This window comes from Oscillibacter sp. 1-3, assembly GCF_000403435.2.
Classification (GTDB): Bacteria; Bacillota; Clostridia; order Oscillospirales; family Oscillospiraceae; genus Oscillibacter.
In genome coordinates this window covers 118034-135402 of record NZ_KE159711.1, presented here as the reverse complement: position 1 = coordinate 135402, position 17369 = coordinate 118034, and the positions used below count along the sequence as shown (strand labels likewise).

Genomic DNA, 17369 nt, shown 5'->3' with positions numbered 1-17369 from the left:
TATACCGTAAAGTCCGCCGCTGTGTCAATGCGCGATGACGGATTTTTGTGAAAAATCAAAGTTGACAGACATTGCAAAACGCTATAAAATACGGGAAAAGGCAAAGACGTCTTTTCCAAGGGACGTCTTTGCCCCTTTTTGATTGTGAGGAGATCGCTATGGCAATTCATGAAGCGTGCGGCGTGTTTGGCGTCGTCTGTCCGAAAGCCGCCGATGTGGGGCGGATCGTCTACTATGGGCTCTATGCCCTTCAGCACCGGGGGCAGGAGAGCTGCGGCATTGTAGTCAATGATGACGGCGTCTTTGCCTCCCACAAGGACCTGGGGCTGGTGGGCGAGGTGTTCAACCGTGACATTCTGGACCGGCTGCCCCGGGGAACAATGGCGGTGGGTCACACCCGCTACGGCACCACCGGAGCCGCCAGCCGGCGGAACTGCCAGCCCATTGAGGTCAATCATCAAAAGGGGCATATGGCCCTGGCTCACAACGGAAACCTCAGCAACGCCGCCGAGCTCCGGGACAAGCTGGAGCTGTCCGGAGCGATTTTCCACACCACCAGCGACACAGAGACCATTGCCTATATTGTCACCGGAGAGCGGCTGACTGCCCCTTCTATCGAAGAGGCCCTCAGCTGTGCGATGAGCCGCCTGGAGGGGGCCTATTCTCTGGTTCTCATGTCCCCCCAGAAGCTGATCTGCGCCCGGGATCCCCGCGGCTTCCGGCCCTTGTGCTATGGACGGCTGCCAGGCGGCGGCTATGTGGCCGCGTCAGAGAGCTGTGCCTTGCGCGCTGTGGGAGCGGAGTTCATCCGGGACCTGGAGCCGGGAGAAATTTTGGTTTTTCAAAATGGAGCGGTCACCTCCCGCCGGGAACACTGCGGTAAATACCCGCCCGCGCCCTGCATCTTTGAGTACATCTATTTTTCCCGTCCGGACTCCGTCATTGACGGTGTATCCGTCCATGCCGCCCGGCTGCGGGCAGGGGAACTCCTGGCCCGGGAATACCCCGCGGAGGCGGATGTGGTGGTGGGTGTTCCGGACTCCGGCCTGGACGCCGCATTGGGATACGGCCGGGCCTCCGGCATCCCCTATGGCATTGGACTGATTAAGAACAAGTACATTGGCCGAACCTTCATTGCTCCTGGACAGGAACACCGGCTGGATCAGGTGCGGCTGAAGCTCAGCGCCGTGGAGGAGACCGTGGCAGGCAAGCGAGTCGTACTGGTGGATGACTCCATCGTCCGGGGGACCACCAGTGGGCGAATTTCCTCCCTTCTCCGAGAGGCGGGCGCCAGGGAAATCCATCTGCGCGTCTCTGCTCCGCCGTTTTTGAATCCCTGCTACTATGGAACAGATATTGACTCCCAGGAAAACCTGATTGCCTGCTGTCACAGCTCAGAGGAAATCGCCAGAGTGATTGGCGTCGATACGCTGGGGTACCTGCCCGTCTCGGCTTTGAGACAGCTGACGGGAAGTCCATTCTGCTGCGATGCCTGTTTTACCGGACATTATCCCACCACGGTTCCCTCTGATTTGCGAAAAGACCGGTTTGAGCGAAAACTGACGGAGCGAAAACGAGAAGTATGGGAAAAACAGGGTTCACCATCCCATGAGTAAATTTCCTTTTCCGGCTGATGTCAATTGACGGTATGCTTTATCAGGATACAGAGGTCTGCCAGGATTGCTTTATTGGCGTGGCGTAAAATAGTAAATTTTCCTTTCATGGGCAAATCGTTCCTCCACCAACAACGGTATCACCATCATAAAGTACAACCGCCTGATCTGCTGTAATGGCCCGTTAGGGCTTGTCAAATAGGAGGCGAATTTTCCCGCTTTCATCAGGACATACTGTGGCCGGTTGCTCAGTTTGCCGATACCGAATTTTGGCATAAACCTGCATTGGCGCTGACAGATGGCCGTTTGCAATCCAGTTCACATCATCGGCCCATAATTCCTGGCTGTACAGTGACTGTTCCGGGCCGACTGTTACGGTATTCGCTGTCATATCCTTGCGGCGGACATATACCGGCTTGTTTAAGGCAAGGCCCAGTCCTTTCCTCTGTCCTGTCGTATATCGAACAACGCCCCGGTGCCGCCCAATCACTTGACCAGACAGATCAAGGACATCGCCAGTTGGATAGGGTTTGCTTGTATACTGTTCCAGAAAGGCAGCATAATCTCCACCCAGGATAAAGCAAATACCCTGGCTGTCCGGCTTTTCGGAATTGCAGAATCCTCGAGATTCCGCAATACTCCGAACTTCTGATTTGCTCAACTCTCCCAGGGGAAAGCGGATATGGGCCAGCTGCTCCTGTGTCAGCATATACAGCGCATAACTTTGATCTTTGCTTTTATCCAGGGCTTTTTTCAAAATATACCGGCCATTCTGTTTCTCAATCCGGGCATAGTGCCCGGTGACAATGGTCTCGCCGCCCAACTCCCTGGCCCGCTGAAAGAGGCGTTCAAATTTCAGATAGCGGTTGCAGTTGATACAGGGGTTCGGGGTCGCTCCGCTCTCATATGCGGCAACAAATCGTTCGATTACTTGAGCCTTGAAGTCTCTAGAAAAGTTGAACACATAATAAGGGATGCCCAGGTGTCGGGCCACACTTCGGGCATCCTCCACATCTTCCAGAGAACAGCAGGTCTTTGCTCTGCTGACTCTAATATCCTCGTTTTGAAACAGTTTCATGGTAACACCGATACAGTCATATCCTGCCTGCTTGGTCAAAAAGGCGGCAACGAAGGAATCCACGCCGCCGCTCATGGCAATCATCGCTTTCTCACCCATGACAGCCCGCGCAGGAACCGCAGTCAGGGAATTCCTTTGGGTCATAGGCGATACCCTGCCGGTCATAGTAGTCCTTCACCGCCGCCTGGATGGCCTCCTCCGCCAGGACGGAGCAGTGTAGCTTATGGGCGGGCAGGCCGTCCAATGCCTCGGTGACCGCCTGGTTAGTGAGCTTCAGCGCATCGGACAGGGGTTTCCCCTTGATTAGCTCGGTTGCCATGGAGCTGGACGCGATGGCGGAACCGTAGCCAAAGGTCTCAAACTTCACATCCGAGACAATGCCGTCCTCAATTTTGAGGTAAATCTTCATGATGTCCCCGCAGACGGCGTTGCCTACTTCGCCCACACCGTCTGCGTCTTTGATCACTCCCACGTTCCGTGGATTCCGAAAGTGATCCATCACGGTTTCGCTGTATAGTGCCATGGTAAGCCCCTCCTTACAAGATAAATTCTTTCTTTCCGCTGACCTTGCCCTTCCACAGCGGCGACATATTGCGGAGATAACCCACGATTTCCGGGACGGCTTTCAAAATCGCATCTATATCGCCCTCGGTGTTCTCCTCACACAAGGACAGCCGCAAGGAGCCGTGAGCCACCTCATGGGGCCGCCCGATGGACAGCAGGACGTGGCTGGGGTCCAGAGAGCCGGAGGTACAGGCCGAGCCGGAGGAGGCACAGATGCCCCAGTCGTCCAGCAGCAGGAGCAAACTTTCCCCCTCAATGCCCTCAAAGCAGAAGCTGACGTTGCCGGGGAGCCGGTTTGCCGGATCACCGTTGAGGGCGGAATGGGGGATCTGGGAGAGACCGGAAATGAGCTTGTCCCGCAGAGCAGAGACCTTGGCGGCGTTTTCCACCATATGTGAACAGGATTTTTCCAGCGCCGCCGCCATGCCCGCAATGGCGGGGACATTCTCTGTCCCCGCCCGCCTGCCCCGCTCTTGGGCCCCGCCCTCAATCAGATTGGTCAATGGCACTCCCTGCCGGGCGTACAGTACGCCAATTCCCTTGGGGCCGTGGAACTTGTGGGCGGATAGAGACAGCAGGTCGATGTTCTGGGCCCTCACGTCGATGGGCAGATGTCCCGCCGCCTGTACCGCGTCGGTGTGGAAAATGACTCCCTGCTCCCGGCACACCGTGCCAATTTCCGAAACAGGCAGTATGGAGCCGATCTCGTTGTTGGCGTACATGATGGTGACCAGCGCGGTGTCCTCCCGAATGGCCTCCGACACCTGTTGGGCGGTGACAGTGCCCAACGTTCCGACTGGGAGCAGTTCCACCTCGAAGCCCTCGCCCTCCAGCTTTTTCAGCGTGTGCAGAACGGCGTGGTGTTCAAAAACCGTGGAGATGATGTGCCGTTTCCCTCTCCGCGCCCCCAGCGCGGCGGCAGAGCGGATGGCCTGGTTATCCGCCTCGCTGCCCCCTGAGGTGAAAGTGATCTCCCTGGGGGAGGCCCCGATGCAGGCGGCGATCCGCGTTCTTGCGTCCTCCTGGGCCTCCTTGGCCCGCTGGCCCAGCCCATACAGTGCCCCAGGTGTCCCGCATACAGGCGGTCATGGCGTTGATCGCAGCCTCGCTCATTTTGGTGGTGGCCGCATTGTCTGCGTAAATCATAAAAATCCTTTCTGAACAGGAACACGCCGGTCAAGACACCGGCGTGTTCGTTCTATGCTCAATCTTCAAACAGCGGTGTGGACAGATAACGATCGCCGGTGTCCGGGAACAGGGCCACGATGGTCTTACCTGCGTTCTCAGGCCGTTTTGCAAGCTGAATTGCCGCATGGAGCGCCGCCCCGGAGGAGATGCCCACCAGGATGCCCTCCTTACGCCCCACCAGCCGCCCGGCGGCAAAGGCGTCCTCGTTGGACACGGGGATGATCTCGTCATAGACCGCGGTGTCCAGAACCTCCGGCACAAAGCCCGCCCCGATGCCCTGTATTTTATGGGCCCCAGAGCGGCCCTCGCTGAGGACGGGGGAATCCTTTGGCTCCACTGCCACCACCTTCACCGCCGGGTTTTGTTCCGTCAAATACTGTCCCACGCCGGTGACGGTGCCGCCAGTGCCCACGCCCGCCACGAAGATGTCCACCTTCCCCTCGGTGCCCGTCCAAATTTCCGGGCCGGTAGTGGAGCGGTGGGCGGCGGGATTGGCCGGGTTGACAAACTGGCCGGGGAGAAAGCTGCCGGGAATCTCTTTTGCCAGCTCCTCCGCCTTGGCAATGGCCCCTTTCATCCCCTTAGCCCCTTCGGTGAGCACCAGCTCCGCGCCGTAGGCTTTCATCAGCTGGCGGCGTTCCACGCTCATGGTTTCCGGCATGGTAATGATGATGCGGTAGCCCCTTGCTGCCGCCACGGAGGCTAACCCAATTCCCGTATTGCCAGAGGTAGGCTCGATGATGGTGGAGCCGGGTTTCAGCTTTCCACTGGCCTCCGCCTCATCGATCATGGCCTTGGCAATGCGGTCTTTTACTGACCCGGCGGGATTGAAATACTCCAGCTTGGCCAGAATACGGGCTTTTGCTCCCGTCTCCTTTTCGATGTGGGTCAGTTCCAGTAAGGGCGTTTTGCCGATCAGCTGGTCGGCAGATGTGTAGATGCTGGGCATAACGGATTCCTCCTCTTATTTCTGCGCTGCGGTGGCGAAGCCGTTTTTCAGGTCAGCGATGATGTCGTCGATATGTTCCGTACCGATGGACAGCCGGATGGTGTTGGGCTTGATGCCCTGATCCAGCAGCTCCTCGGAGGAGAGTTGAGAGTGGGTAGTGGTGGCCGGGTGGATGACAAGGGACTTTACGTCAGCCACGTTGGCCAGCAAGGAGAAAATTTCCAGATTGTCTATAAACTTGTGGGCCTCCGCCTGCCCGCCCTTGATCTCAAAGGTAAAGATGGATGCGCCGCCGTTGGGGAAATACTTCTCATACAGGGCGTGGTCAGGATGCTCAGGCAGGCTGGGGTGGTTGACCTTCTCCACCTGGGGATGGTTGGCCAGATACTCCACCACTTTTTTGGTGTTTTCAGCGTGGCGTTCTACCCGAAGGGACAGGGTCTCCACTCCCTGGAGAAGCAGAAAGGCATTGAAGGGTGAAATCGCCGCTCCGATGTCCCGCAGGAGGATAGCCCGGATGTAGGTGACAAAGGCGGCGGGGCCGACGGCGTCCACAAAGCTGACTCCGTGGTAGCTGGGGTTGGGCGCGGCAATGGGGGAGTACTTGCCGGATGCTTTCCAGTCAAATTTGCCGCTGTCCACGATGATGCCGCCCAAAGTGGTGCCGTGACCGCCGATGAACTTGGTGGCAGAATGGACTACAATGTCCGCGCCATGCTCAATGGGGCGAATCAAATAGGGTGTCCCAAACGTGTTGTCAATGACCAAAGGAAGGCCGTGGGCGTGGGCGATTTTGGCAATGGCGTCGATGTCAGGAATATCGCTGTTGGGGTTGCCCAAGGTCTCCAGGTAGATAGCCTTGGTATTGGGCCGGATTGCGGCAGTGACAGCGTCCAGATCGTGGGCGTCCACAAAAGTGGTAGATACACCGAACTGGGGCAGGGTGTGGGCCAGCAAATTGTAGCTGCCGCCGTAGATGGTCTTTTGCGCCACGATGTGATCCCCCGCCTGGGCCAGAGCCTGGATAGTGTAAGTAATCGCCGCCGCGCCGGAAGCCAGCGCCAGAGCTGCCACACCGCCCTCCAGGGCCGCGAGACGCTTTTCCAGCACATCCTGGGTGGAGTTGGTCAGCCGCCCGTAGATGTTGCCGGCGTCGGCCAGCCCGAAGCGGGCGGCGGCATGGGCAGAGTCCCGGAACACATAAGAGGTGGTCTGGTAGATGGGTACCGCCCGAGCATCGGTGGCAGGGTCGGGCCGCTCCTGGCCCACATGGAGCTGCAAGGTCTCAAATTTATAACTCATGGGAAAATCCCCTCTCGATGAATTGGACCCATTATATGCCTACTAACCTACTTTGTCAATAGGGATAATGGCACCGCTTGAAATCCTATTAACCTTGTGGTATAATAGGAAAAATGGAGGGGATTTTTATGATGATTTCCACAAAGGGCAGGTATGCGCTGCGTTTTCTGGTAGATGTCGCGGAACATCAGGGGGACGGCTATGTGCCATTGAAGGATGTGGCCGTCCGGCAGGAGATTTCAGAAAAGTATCTGGAAATCGTGGTAAAAGAGCTGGTAAAGGGCGGACTGCTGACCGCCCTGCGGGGAAAAGGCGGGGGCTACCGGCTGAGCCGCTCCCCGGAGGAGTACAATGTGAGGTCTATTCTTGAACTGATGGAGGGGCCGCTGGCCCCCGTTGCCTGCCTGGAATCAGGGCGAAACGCCTGTCCCCGCAAAAATATCTGCCGGACGCTCCCACTCTGGCAGGGGCTGGATAAGGTTATCGCCGATTACTTATCACAGTTTACTTTGTTGTCTCTGTACGGCAAAGCATTCGAAATATCATCTTGAACTTATCCTGCCTTATCCAGAACAGGCTGCAACCCCAGTCTTTGTTCCAGTGGTCAGAGTTCAGAGGAAGTGGCGGCAAGCAGCACACCGCCAACGCTTCTTCAAATCAAATGGTTTTCGAAAATGAAATGGATAAAGCGGAAATGAAAGCCAAATGAACTGCACAGTATTCTCCTCCGGCTGGGAGCTGCCTCTCTTTGAATACACTGGTGCAATCGATAAGGGCATACCAGCAAAGAGCTTTTGATGACCGTGTGAACCATGAGGCGGACATTGCGGATCTGAACCTCACGCTGATTCAGGCGTATCTCAAAGAGGTGGAGAGTTCCATGTACGAGGAATCCAGGCATATGGATTTCCTTGATCTGTGCCGGAGCATGAACATCGTGAACACCCTGCCGGAGTACACCAAGCCGAAGAATGTGGGGCTGATGTTCTTCAGTCTGGAACCGGATCGTTTCTTTCCCTATGTCCAGATTGATGTGGTCCAGTTTCCGGAGGACCTGGGCGGAGATCAGATTATCGAAAAGACGTTCAAGGGGCCGCTTCACCAGCAGCTGCGGGAGGCGCTTCAATATATTCAAAGCAGCGTGATCCAGGAGTGGGTAATCAAGTTCCCGGACAGGGCAGAGGCGGAACGATTCTTCAATTATCCCTATGCGGCAGTTGAGGAGAGTCTTTGCAACGCGGTGTATCACAAGGGGTACGACGTACGGGAGCCCATCGAGGTCCGCATCCTTCCTGACCGCATTGAAATCGTCAGTCATCCGGGAGCAGATCGGTCCATTTCCGAGGAGGGTCTGCGGACCTACCGGGTATTCAACCGGAGATACCGCAACCGCCGTATCGGGGATTTCCTGAAAGAAATGCACCTGACAGAGGGGCGGAACACGGGGTTCCGGAAAATCCTTAATGCGCTGGAACGTAATGGGTCTCCGGAACCAATCTTTGAGACGGCCCCAGAGCGGCTGTCTTTCTGCACAACGATCTTCATTCACCCTCAGTTTCTCCCCTCAAATGGGACCAAAGATGGGACCAAAAGTGGGACCAAAAATGCTGCACCGAACCGCTGTACTGAGAGAGTGCAGCTGATCCTCTCTGCGATCCAGGAAGATCCACAGGTAACAGTGCGTGCGTTGGTTGAGAATTTCCGCATTTCCAAAAACACGATTTTACGAATCTTGAAAGAGCTGCAAGAGAATGGTACCATCAAGAGGGAGGGCTCCAGCCAGAAGGGCCGCTGGGGCGTACTATGAATCTGACCACACAACCAGCCACAAATGCCGCTGGAAACAGCGGAAAATTAGCGCTTAGAAAGTATCGGAAAACAAATGCTCTGGAGTAGAAATGTATAAAAACAACCAAAAATATTGCAAAAAATCGTATTTTGGCGTTGACGTGCAGGGGGTCACAGGTTCGAGTCCTGTATCGTCCACCATAAAACCCGCTGCTTCCGAGAGGAAGCGGCGGGTTTTCTTAACTTTTTGAGCGGTTTTGCGATGGGGATTATCAGCTCACGTTCGCCTTGACCACAGTTCCAGCCACAGACAGAAAATATTTGACCGGCAGCCGATACAAGAACGCATTTTGCGCTGGGTAAATAACCGCCTTGGCATCATGTGATAAACCACATATAATGTGAGCGGAGAGAGGGTAAATCCATGTCCTACACGGTGGAATACTATGAGAAAGAAGATGGGAGCAGACCGGCAGAGTCCTTTATTTTAGGACAGGACGTTAGGCCTTGTTTGAAAAAAGGCGGAATGCCCAACGGCGAGAGATGTTTTCGCCAATCAAGGCAAATTTTTGCAGGCGGGCTGACGCCCGGCAAGAACATTTAACGCAGAGTGGCGGATCAAGATCCACTGTTTGGGCGTTTTGTCTTTTTTCAAACATGGCCTAATGATAAAAGGTACTCTCCAGACCAACCGGCGGCCTGGAGAGTACCTTTTTGACAGCTTAACCATAACACATGAGAGGATGCCCTTTCAAGTCCCAATTGGCGGAAAATTCAGCCGCACCGCCGTCTCCCTCCCTCTAAACAGGGAAAAGCGGATATTTTCCCGCCAATTGCAGTTGATTCCAACACATTTGCCGCTGCCGCAAATGTTCTGGGCGCGAAACGCCAAAGCAGGCGTTAAGGCCCTGTCATGATGCCATCTGACCATTTACACAGACGAGATACAACCGAAATGAGCGCCGGAGATTTTTCGGGTGAGGCGATTGGCTATTTTCTCAGGGATTCCAGCAATTTCTCGCCGGCGGCTGTTATGGTGCAGCCGCTTCTCCCTCTGCCAAAATCAATACATTCCAACTGACGCAGCCGGCTCAAAATCGCCCGCAGGCGGTATTCTGTCATATAACCTCCGCCCTCCAGAAGAACCTGCAAAAGTGCGCGGCGTCCCATGGGTTTTCGCTTCAGCAGCGATAAGACATCCGCCGTTGCCTGCCGGTCAGAGGGGCTCAGCATATTCAGACGCTCCTCCGCCCATTCCCTGCCCTCGATTGCCTGCTGGTATTCAGCGCGGATATAGTCGGGCAGATGCTGTTCTCCAATCGGTCCGTCGGCAATATGAACCATATATTCCACACAGTTGCGCAGTTCCCGAATGTTTCCTCTCCAGGCGTATCGTGTCAAAAAGGTTTGTACTGAAAGATCGATCTCTGCGTGTTCCTTGTGCTCCTGGCGGAGAAATTCCTGGATAAGCGGCAATATATCCGCTCTGCGCTCCCGTAAGGGAGGGACGTTGATCGTGAGTGTGTTGAGGCGGTAATAGAGATCCAGACGAAAGGCTTTTTCATTCACCAAGGCATTCAGGTCACGGTTTGTGGCGGCTATGATACGCACGTCCACGCTTGTCAGCTCCCTGCTGCCGACCCGCATAACCTCTTTTTCCTCCAATACCCGCAGGAGCTTGGCCTGGACCGGCAGGGGCAGTTCGCCGATCTCGTCTAAAAAGAGCGTTCCCTTGTGCGCCAATTGGAAAAGGCCCTCTTTACCGCCCCGCCGCGCCCCGGTAAAGGCTCCCTCATCATAACCGAACAGCTCTGATTCCAGCAGCGTGACCGGGATTGCAGCGCAGTTCATCGCCACAAAGGGAAACCGGGCCCTGGCTGAGGCGTTGTGAATCGACTGGGCATAGAGCTCTTTCCCTGTACCGCTCTCCCCGATAATAAGGGTTGGCTTGTCGATCCCGGCAATGCGCCGGGCTTTTTGAATGCACACGGTAGCCGCCGGGCTTTCCCCTTTAATGTCTGAAAAAGTGTGTTTTGCAACGTGTCCCCGTTTTGCGATTTGCCGGCGCAGACTGGTTTCCAGGTTGGTGAGCTCTGTAATATCCTTCACTCGCAGCAGGAAAAGGGATTGGCTGCTTCCGGGACGTTTAATGGTCTCTCGAGAAACTACTACACTGCGCCCGGAGACCTTTGGCGTGCACAGACGGTTTTGGCAGGGCTGGCTGGAAAATATGGCGTCGGCTACTTCACCCTCCAGGTCAAATTTTTGCAGCCGCTGTCCCATTAATCCCTCCGGCAGATTCAAAAGCGCGGAAAAGCTTCGATTCAGATTCAAGATACGAAATTCATGGTCACAAATGGCCAGTCCGTCATCCAGGCTTTCCATCACAGACCTGAGCTGAAGAGCTGCCGCGGCAGAGTTGTAGAAAAAATGTGTGAGATAGTCGTCCGACGTACTGACATCCGCGCCATATTGGGCGATCTGCGCCTCCAGGCTGTCGTCCAGCACGTCTGCCTTTGCGGCGATTTCCAACAGCGTCGTCAGGGAGAGACGGCGCGGCCCCAGGTCAAACACCTCGCCGACATCCGGCGGCAGTCTGTCTGTCTGGCCGGAAATCAAGGCCAGATCCATGTATTTTCCGTCCAGATTTTGGTTTCCGGGATAGTCGATGTAGAGATTCAGATTTGTAACGCCCGCCTCGTAAAGTACATTTACGGCCTGGTGGGCGGAGGAGTAAAAGTTGAAGCATGCAATCGCCTCTGTGCCGACAGGGTAGCGCTTCAATGTCTCTACCCGCGTCCGCTCAAAGGCAAAGATCAGATTGATAATGCTGGCGTCCTGGCGCATTTTTCGCCGGGCCCATGGAAAAGAATAGGGATTGGTGATGAGAACCAGATCGGCGTCGGCAATGTGTGAATCCGCCTCTTTTTCATTGGAGCATGAGCGTATGCAGAGATGGCCTCCCAAGACTTTTTCCAACTCAGCAGTGTACATCTGCCGGACAGATTCCCGTTTTGTCACTAATAACAAATTTTTTTGCCTTTTCATCCCAAAACACCCCGATAACTCCCGGAAATCATCCCGCAATATAAAAACTATTTTACTATACAAGTTATTATGCCATATAAGACACCTAATATCAACTAAAAAGGCGGAAAATAACTTTCCTAATGTCTATTATAACTGCTTATTTTGATTTTCGACGCAGACGTCCCGAAAAAACGGCCCGTTTTTGGATTGAGAGACCTGTTAAATGACCGTCCGGTGAATACTGCGTGTGTGAATTTTCCTGGCGCCGCAGCGATTTTCTCAATGGCATCAGAAATTCGGCTAAATTGGCCTGTTTTTTGCTTACTTACAGAATCGAGAGCGCGGCAGAGCCGTGCAAATTTGAGAGGAGGACTTACTATGAGTACCCAATCCCCGAAAAGAGTAAAGCCCTGGCAAGCCCTTTTGATGCTGGCAGTCGGCATCGCCGTCATCATCGCAGGACTATTGGTTCTGAAGGTCAACAACCGCATCGTTCTGGCTCTGGACGGCGTCATTATGTGCGTGATGGCCGTCTGCTTCGGCATTCCCTACGGCGAGCTGCAAAAAGGTGTGAAAGACACCATCGCATCCATGATTGTGGCCATGCTTATTCTGCTGGTTGTGGGCGTTCTGGTAGGCACCTGGATGGCTTCCGGCACGGTTCCGGTGATGATCTATTGGGGCATGAAAATCATCACGCCCGGCCTGTTCCTGCCGATTACCTGTATCCTCTGTACGTTCATGTCTACCCTGGCGGGCACCTCCTGGGGAACCCTGGCTACCGTTGGCATTGCCTGCATGGGCGTAGCGCAGGGACTGGGCGTGCCTCTGCCTGCTGCCGCGGGCGCGGTGGTGGTCGGCGCCTTTTTCGGCGATAAGATCTCCCCGCTGTCCGACTCCCCTGTGATCACCTCTACCGTCTGCGATGTTCCCATGATGGAGGGGATTAAACACGCCCTCATCTCCACCGGCCCGGCTTATTTGGTTTCTCTGGTGTTTTTCCTGATCTATGGCCTGCGTTTTTCCGGCGGCACCGTTGGCGGCGAGGTCTATGAGGACATACTCTCCACGGTGTCCGGCAATTTCAGCCTGAACCTCTTGATGCTCATTCCTGTGGTGGTGGTTATTGTTCTGATTGTTCTGCAAAAGCCCACTCTGCCTACGTTCATAGCGGGTATTGCCGTGGGTGCAGTCCTTGCAATAGTCTTTCAGGGCATGGGGCTTACAGAGCTGCTGAATACGATGTATTCCGGCTATTCCATCTCTTCCGGATCTGAGGTTGTGGACTCCATGCTCAACCGCGGAGGCTTTACCAGTATGCTCTCCACCATCGGCCTTCTGATGGCTGCCGGTATTTTTGGAGCGCCTCTGCGTACTGCGGGCGTTGTGGACGTACTGCTGGACTTTGTGCGGAAGGTGGCCAAAAATTCCCGTACAATGGCCACCGGAGTAATGCTTCTGCACGCCCTGTTCTTCTGCATTACCGGCGCCTATTATGTGACCTATCCTGTAATCGGCGATATGACAAAGGATATGTTCCCCGAGTATGGTCTGGACAGGAAAAACCTGATGCGTACCATGCTGGATACCGGCACGGGTTTGGCGCCTCTGGTACCTTGGTCCACAACCGGTTCCTACACAGCCACCACGCTGGGCGTAGCCAATATCGGCTTTGCCGCGTTTGCGCCGATGCTGTGGCTTTCTATTGTCCTGTCGTTTATCTATAACCTCACCGGCATCGGTGTGGCGAAGCTGAAAGAGCAGGCGGAGACAAAAGATTAAGGCGTTGGGGGATGCCTAGGCACAGAACCGGCAGTCCATAACGAAAAGCCGGTTCTGTGCCGCCTTTTTCAGGTATGATTGTCCCCCATGAGGATATTACAAAAAAGACTGCCTCCCTCTTCGGGCGGCAGTCCTGACAAAATGGAGGCAGTTATGGAAAAAATCATTCAGCGATGGTATGACATGATCCGAATCAACTCAGTCAACGGCCATGAGGTCAATTTGGCTGACTACATCGCAAATCAGCTCCGGGCTATGGGGCTGGAGCCCCATTACAGCTACTTCCCCGAGGATGCGGAAAAGAAGGTTCGGCCCTCTGTCTGGACGGTTCTGGAAAGCGGCAGGCCGGGCAAAACGCTGATGCTGATCGGCCACATTGACACGGTGGCCGTTTCCGACAACTGGGATACCGATCCCTTTACGCCCACCCCCGGTGAGGACGGGGACCGGGTCTATGGCCGCGGCTCCATGGACATGAAAGGCGGTCTTGCCGCCATTTTGGAGACGCTGGAATATTACTGTGTCCATAGAGAGGCGTTCAGCGGCTCTGTTATGGCCTGCTTTGTATCTGACGAAGAGGGATTGTCCAAAGGCACCTATCAGCTGGTTGAAGAGGGGATCACCGCGGACTGGGCAATCATGGCCGAGTGCCGCTATGACAATGTGGCCATCGGATTCAGAGGACGGTTCAGCTTTGAGGTCACAGTCCATGGCGTTGCCGCTCACGCCAGCCATTACCCGAATGTAGGGGAAAACGCCCTGATCTCTGGCGGCCGGCTGGCGGCGGCAATCGAGGCCCTTCCCACCCTGAAGCACCCCACCTTGAAACACGGCACCTGGTGTGTGCGCTACATGGAGGGCGGCAATGCGGGAACCCTGGTAGTTCCCGACAGCTGTTACATCTTTGTGGATCGCTATGTGGTTCCCGGTGAGGATGATAAGCTCTGCATTCAGCAAATCCTGAATGCCGCCAAGGAGCTGGGGCTGGAGGGAAAAGTGGACGTGCGGCTAAAGCCCCGCTCTTCCCCGTATATGCGCTCGTTTGCTTTGGAGGAGAGCGACGTTCTGGTTACCACGCTCCAGGCGGCGTTTCAGTCTGTGACTGGAGAGGAGCTGCCGGTGGCCTATGACGCCTCGGTCTGCGACTCCAATATCCTCGCGGTAAGCCTGGGGATTCCCACGGTAACATTCGGTCCTTCCGGCGGCGGGATGCACGCCGATAACGAGTATGGCCACCCGTGGCAGGTCAAAAACTGCGCAGAGATTTACAGGCGCATGGTGACGGAGCTGCTGGGCTGAGGGTCAGATCCGAATCCCTTTTCGGGTCTTGATCCGGGAGATGATGAGATTGCTGTCGACATGTTCGATCCCGGGCAGCGCATAGAGCTTTTCCAGCATGAACTGCTCCAGATCCTGATTCAGCTCCAGCACCGCGTGGACGTGCAGCCTGCCGGAGCCGGTCATCAGATAAATATCCGTGACCGCTTTTTCGGCGCAGAGACTGTCCGCCACAGTCCGCAGATAGGCGGGAGCGACTTGAAGATCAAAAAAGACAGATACATTTCGCCCCATCTTTTCCGGGTTGAGCACCACGCTGTACTGTTCAATAACGCCGCTGCGCTCCAGCGCGTCGATTCGGTTCTTCGCGGCCGTCCGGCTCAGCCCCACTTTCTCCGCGATTGAGATAAGCGATTCGTGGGAGTTTGCGGTAAGCAGTTCCAAAATCTGCTGGTCAATGTGATCTAGGCTGTTTTCTTTCATCTCGTGCGGCCTCCATATTGTATTTGCGGCATGCTCTATGGGCCTATTATATCTTTTTTGCATACAAACCGCAAGATTTCCATCTCCGTTTTCCCTATGGGATGCGAGAAAAGAAATCTGATGTATTCCGCTGAACCAAATCAATAGCAAAAGGAGATCTTTTTTGTGTTTTCCAAATTGTTGGGTATCTATATTCTGTTTTTCCGCATGGGCGCCGTCACATTTGGCGGCGGGTATGCCATGCTTCCCGTTTTGCGGCGGGAAATTGTGCAGAGCCGCCAGTGGATGGACGAAGAGACCATCATGGATTTTTATGCCCTGAGTCAGGGTCTGCCCGGCATCATTGCGGTCAATGTGTCGGTTTTCATTGGATACCGCCGGCACAAGGTGCCGGGCGCAGCGGCGGCGGCCTTGGGAATGGTATCTCCGTGTATTATTATTATCTCTGTAATCGCTTTTCTGCTGGCCGGATTTCAGGATAATATCTATGTCCAATATGCCTTGGCAGGTATTTCGGTGTGTGTGGCCGCTTTGATCCTTGATGCGGTGATCAGCATGTGGAAAAAAGGGGTCAAAGACATATTTGGGATTATTTTGTGCCTTGTGATGCTGATCTTGAGCACGTTTACAAAAATCTCTCCTATTTTGCTGGTTATCGCCTGTGCCCTATTGGGTGTGGCGGCGAAACGGATGAAAAGGGATGCAGGCACGAGGGGGGATGCGGCATGATTTATCTTCAGCTTTTTTGGGAGTTTCTTAAAATCGGACTCTTCGCCGTAGGCGGAGGAATGGCTACCCTGCCGTTTCTCCAGCGCTTGTCGGAATCCAGCGGGTGGTTTCCACAGTCCCTTATTACGGATATGATCGCCATCTCTGAGTCCACACCCGGCCCCATCGGCATCAACATGGCCACATATGTGGGCTGCAACGTAGCCGGAGTCTTGGGTGGGATCACGGCCACATTGGGAACGATCCTGCCTTCCATCGTGATTGTTACTACGGTGTCCCGGTATCTGGAGAAATTCCGCGGCAGCAAAATTGTTGATTCTGCGTTTTATGGACTTCGTCCTGCCGTTACGGGGCTCATCGCCGCTGCAGGCATCAGTGTAGTTCAGGTATCCATGTTTCATATGGATATTTATCAGGAAACCGGTATGATTCTGGACATATTCGACTTTAAGAAGCTGGCCTTTTTCGTAATCGCATTTGCTGCCATCAAGAAGCTCAAACTTCATCCAATCGTCTATATTGCCTGTGCGGCTGTAATCGGGGTGCTGCTAAAATTCTGAATGGGGGAATCAGTAAGGCGCGATACAGCTGGCTGCGGTTCTTTGTGGTCTTGGCAAAGCGGCAGTGTCAGGAATGAAGCGCCAAAGGGAGACCGTCCGCGCTGCAAGGGGTGGCGGCGGGACGTCTCCCTGTGAAAGGCGGTCTGTCTCGGGCCGCCCATCCGCGGTGAAATGCTTGAAATCAAACGTGTGCCGAGCGGGACTTTGACATTATCCAGTTCGGCCAAAGCTACCCGGCGAAACGCCGGATATTATAGAGGCAAATCATGATAATCACACACAGCAAACCGGAAAAAAGATGATCTGTGGCTGCGGCAGAGATTTTCCTGTTCACGCCGGCTCCGATGAGACCGCCCATAATTCCCGCCGAGACCATAAAAAGCAGATATACCCGCGGGAAATCCGGCACGGTCTGCTGGATGCAGGAAGTCAGAAAGCTGGATGCCTGCGAGCACATGATGATGTACAAAGAGTTGGCGGCGGCCTTTTTCGCGTCAAAGGAGAAGGCAAAGTTCAGCACTGCCAGATTGATGGGGCCGCCGCCGATCCCAAGAAAAGCCGATAGCACGCCTAGCAGAGCGCCGATTGCAACGCATGCCGGCGCCTTATAGACGCGGCAGGACGGCGACCGTTTTTTTAGAAATTCATTGTAGAGCAGAGTCGTCAATGTGATAAGCGCCAGAACCAGCGCCTGGACCATCCCCACGAGGCGTTCGTCGCCCGCGGCGGTTTTCAGAGTGTGGAACACGGCGTTGCCCATGATTCCGCCCGCTGCGGCGCCCATGGCCAGCAGGCTTCCGATCCGAAGATCGACCAGGTGGAGCTCCCGCTGCTTGAAAACGGAAATCGCCGACATGGACAAAACCGTCAGACCGGACAGAAAACTGATGGCGCTCACGCTCATGATCCCTAATGCGTCCAGAACCGGCTTAATGATGACCCCGCCGCCGATGCCGCAGATACTTCCGGCCACGGAGGCCAGCAGGCAGACAGTAAAAATGAGGATCGCCATTTGGAATGTCACC

At 54.9% G+C, this 17369-nt stretch carries 13 protein-coding genes and 2 pseudogenes; 7 read left to right on the top strand and 8 right to left on the bottom strand.

Features of this window, described 5'->3' with window-relative positions:
• Nucleotides 1-158: 158 nt before the first annotated feature.
• Entirely contained in the window at nt 159-1616 is a 1458-nt protein-coding gene (gene purF, locus C816_RS18940; RefSeq protein ID WP_016324025.1) for an amidophosphoribosyltransferase, read from the top strand.
• Between the two features lie 103 nt (nt 1617-1719).
• On the opposite strand, the pseudogene mnmA reads toward purF, so the two are convergent.
• From mnmA to C816_RS18915, 5 genes and pseudogenes are all read right to left on the bottom strand, one after another.
• A pseudogene (gene mnmA / locus C816_RS18935) lies at nt 1720-2790 on the bottom strand (tRNA 2-thiouridine(34) synthase MnmA).
• Nucleotides 2783-3214, bottom strand: coding sequence for a Fe-S cluster assembly scaffold protein NifU (gene nifU / locus C816_RS18930; RefSeq protein WP_016324023.1), 432 nt, complete (start codon nt 3212-3214; stop codon nt 2783-2785). Before nifU ends, mnmA begins: the two are co-directional and overlap by 8 nt.
• 13 nt (nt 3215-3227) lie before the next feature.
• Nucleotides 3228-4401: pseudogene (locus C816_RS18925) on the bottom strand (cysteine desulfurase family protein).
• A 58-nt stretch (nt 4402-4459) separates the two neighbouring features.
• Nucleotides 4460-5392, bottom strand: coding sequence for a cysteine synthase A (cysK, locus tag C816_RS18920; RefSeq protein WP_016324021.1), 933 nt, complete (start codon nt 5390-5392; stop codon nt 4460-4462).
• Nucleotides 5393-5407: 15 nt separating this feature from the next.
• On the bottom strand, nt 5408-6694 hold the full coding sequence (locus C816_RS18915) for an O-acetylhomoserine aminocarboxypropyltransferase/cysteine synthase family protein (protein ID WP_016324020.1): 1287 nt from the start codon (nt 6692-6694) through the stop codon (nt 5408-5410).
• 128 nt (nt 6695-6822) lie between these two features.
• On the opposite strand from C816_RS18915, the gene C816_RS18910 reads away from it, so the two are divergent.
• Both C816_RS18910 and C816_RS18905 read left to right on the top strand, forming a co-directional pair.
• The gene (locus tag C816_RS18910; protein ID WP_016324019.1) at nt 6823-7245 is read left to right on the top strand and encodes an RrF2 family transcriptional regulator; all 423 of its coding nucleotides are present in this window, start codon (nt 6823-6825) and stop codon (nt 7243-7245) included.
• A gap of 197 nt (nt 7246-7442) precedes the next feature.
• Nucleotides 7443-8501, top strand: coding sequence for an ATP-binding protein (locus C816_RS18905; RefSeq protein WP_016324018.1), 1059 nt, complete (start codon nt 7443-7445; stop codon nt 8499-8501).
• A gap of 971 nt (nt 8502-9472) precedes the next feature.
• Here the strand turns inward: C816_RS18905 and C816_RS18900 are convergent.
• Nucleotides 9473-11461, bottom strand: a complete 1989-nt coding sequence (locus tag C816_RS18900; protein WP_207636963.1) for a sigma-54 interaction domain-containing protein — start codon at nt 11459-11461, stop codon at nt 9473-9475.
• Nucleotides 11462-11890: 429 nt separating this feature from the next.
• Between C816_RS18900 and nhaC the strand changes: the two genes are divergently transcribed.
• Both nhaC and C816_RS18890 read left to right on the top strand, forming a co-directional pair.
• Nucleotides 11891-13294 carry a Na+/H+ antiporter NhaC gene (nhaC, locus tag C816_RS18895; RefSeq protein WP_016324015.1) on the top strand — a complete coding sequence of 468 codons (1404 nt, stop codon included), beginning with the start codon at nt 11891-11893 and terminating at the stop codon, nt 13292-13294.
• A 153-nt stretch (nt 13295-13447) separates the two neighbouring features.
• Nucleotides 13448-14593, top strand: a complete 1146-nt coding sequence (locus tag C816_RS18890; RefSeq protein WP_016324014.1) for a M20 family metallopeptidase — start codon at nt 13448-13450, stop codon at nt 14591-14593.
• Nucleotides 14594-14596: 3 nt separating this feature from the next.
• On the opposite strand, the gene C816_RS18885 is transcribed toward C816_RS18890, so the two are convergent.
• Nucleotides 14597-15055, bottom strand: coding sequence for an Lrp/AsnC family transcriptional regulator (locus C816_RS18885; RefSeq protein WP_016324013.1), 459 nt, complete (start codon nt 15053-15055; stop codon nt 14597-14599).
• A 165-nt stretch (nt 15056-15220) separates the two neighbouring features.
• On the opposite strand from C816_RS18885, the gene C816_RS18880 reads away from it, so the two are divergent.
• Nucleotides 15221-15784: a chromate transporter gene (locus tag C816_RS18880; protein ID WP_016324012.1), complete on the top strand. Its 564-nt coding sequence runs from the start codon at nt 15221-15223 to the stop codon at nt 15782-15784.
• A complete protein-coding gene (locus tag C816_RS18875) occupies nt 15781-16344 on the top strand; it encodes a chromate transporter (RefSeq protein ID WP_016324011.1) in 564 nt (187 codons plus the stop codon). The genes C816_RS18880 and C816_RS18875 overlap by 4 nt, the downstream gene beginning before the upstream one ends.
• A gap of 229 nt (nt 16345-16573) precedes the next feature.
• Here the strand turns inward: C816_RS18875 and C816_RS18870 are convergent, their stop codons facing one another.
• Nucleotides 16574-17356 (bottom strand): sulfite exporter TauE/SafE family protein, encoded by a 783-nt coding sequence (locus C816_RS18870; RefSeq protein WP_016324010.1) that lies wholly within the window; start codon nt 17354-17356, stop codon nt 16574-16576.
• Between the last annotated feature and the right edge of the window lie 13 nt (nt 17357-17369).

Excerpts from the sequence above, each read along its gene's own strand:
- purF (WP_016324025.1), top strand. The coding sequence starts at position 159 with ATGGCAATTCATGAAGCGTGCGGCGTGTTTGGCGTCGTCTGTCCGAAA.
- C816_RS18915 (WP_016324020.1), bottom strand. The coding sequence starts at position 6,694 with ATGAGTTATAAATTTGAGACCTTGCAGCTCCATGTGGGCCAGGAGCGG.
- C816_RS18890 (WP_016324014.1), top strand. The coding sequence starts at position 13,448 with ATGGAAAAAATCATTCAGCGATGGTATGACATGATCCGAATCAACTCA.
- C816_RS18875 (WP_016324011.1), top strand. The coding sequence starts at position 15,781 with ATGATTTATCTTCAGCTTTTTTGGGAGTTTCTTAAAATCGGACTCTTC.
- C816_RS18870 (WP_016324010.1), bottom strand. The coding sequence starts at position 17,356 with ATGGCGATCCTCATTTTTACTGTCTGCCTGCTGGCCTCCGTGGCCGGA.
- cysK (WP_016324021.1), bottom strand. The coding sequence starts at position 5,392 with ATGCCCAGCATCTACACATCTGCCGACCAGCTGATCGGCAAAACGCCC.
- nhaC (WP_016324015.1), top strand. The coding sequence starts at position 11,891 with ATGAGTACCCAATCCCCGAAAAGAGTAAAGCCCTGGCAAGCCCTTTTG.
- C816_RS18910 (WP_016324019.1), top strand. The coding sequence starts at position 6,823 with ATGATGATTTCCACAAAGGGCAGGTATGCGCTGCGTTTTCTGGTAGAT.
- C816_RS18885 (WP_016324013.1), bottom strand. The coding sequence starts at position 15,055 with ATGAAAGAAAACAGCCTAGATCACATTGACCAGCAGATTTTGGAACTG.
- nifU (WP_016324023.1), bottom strand. The coding sequence starts at position 3,214 with ATGGCACTATACAGCGAAACCGTGATGGATCACTTTCGGAATCCACGG.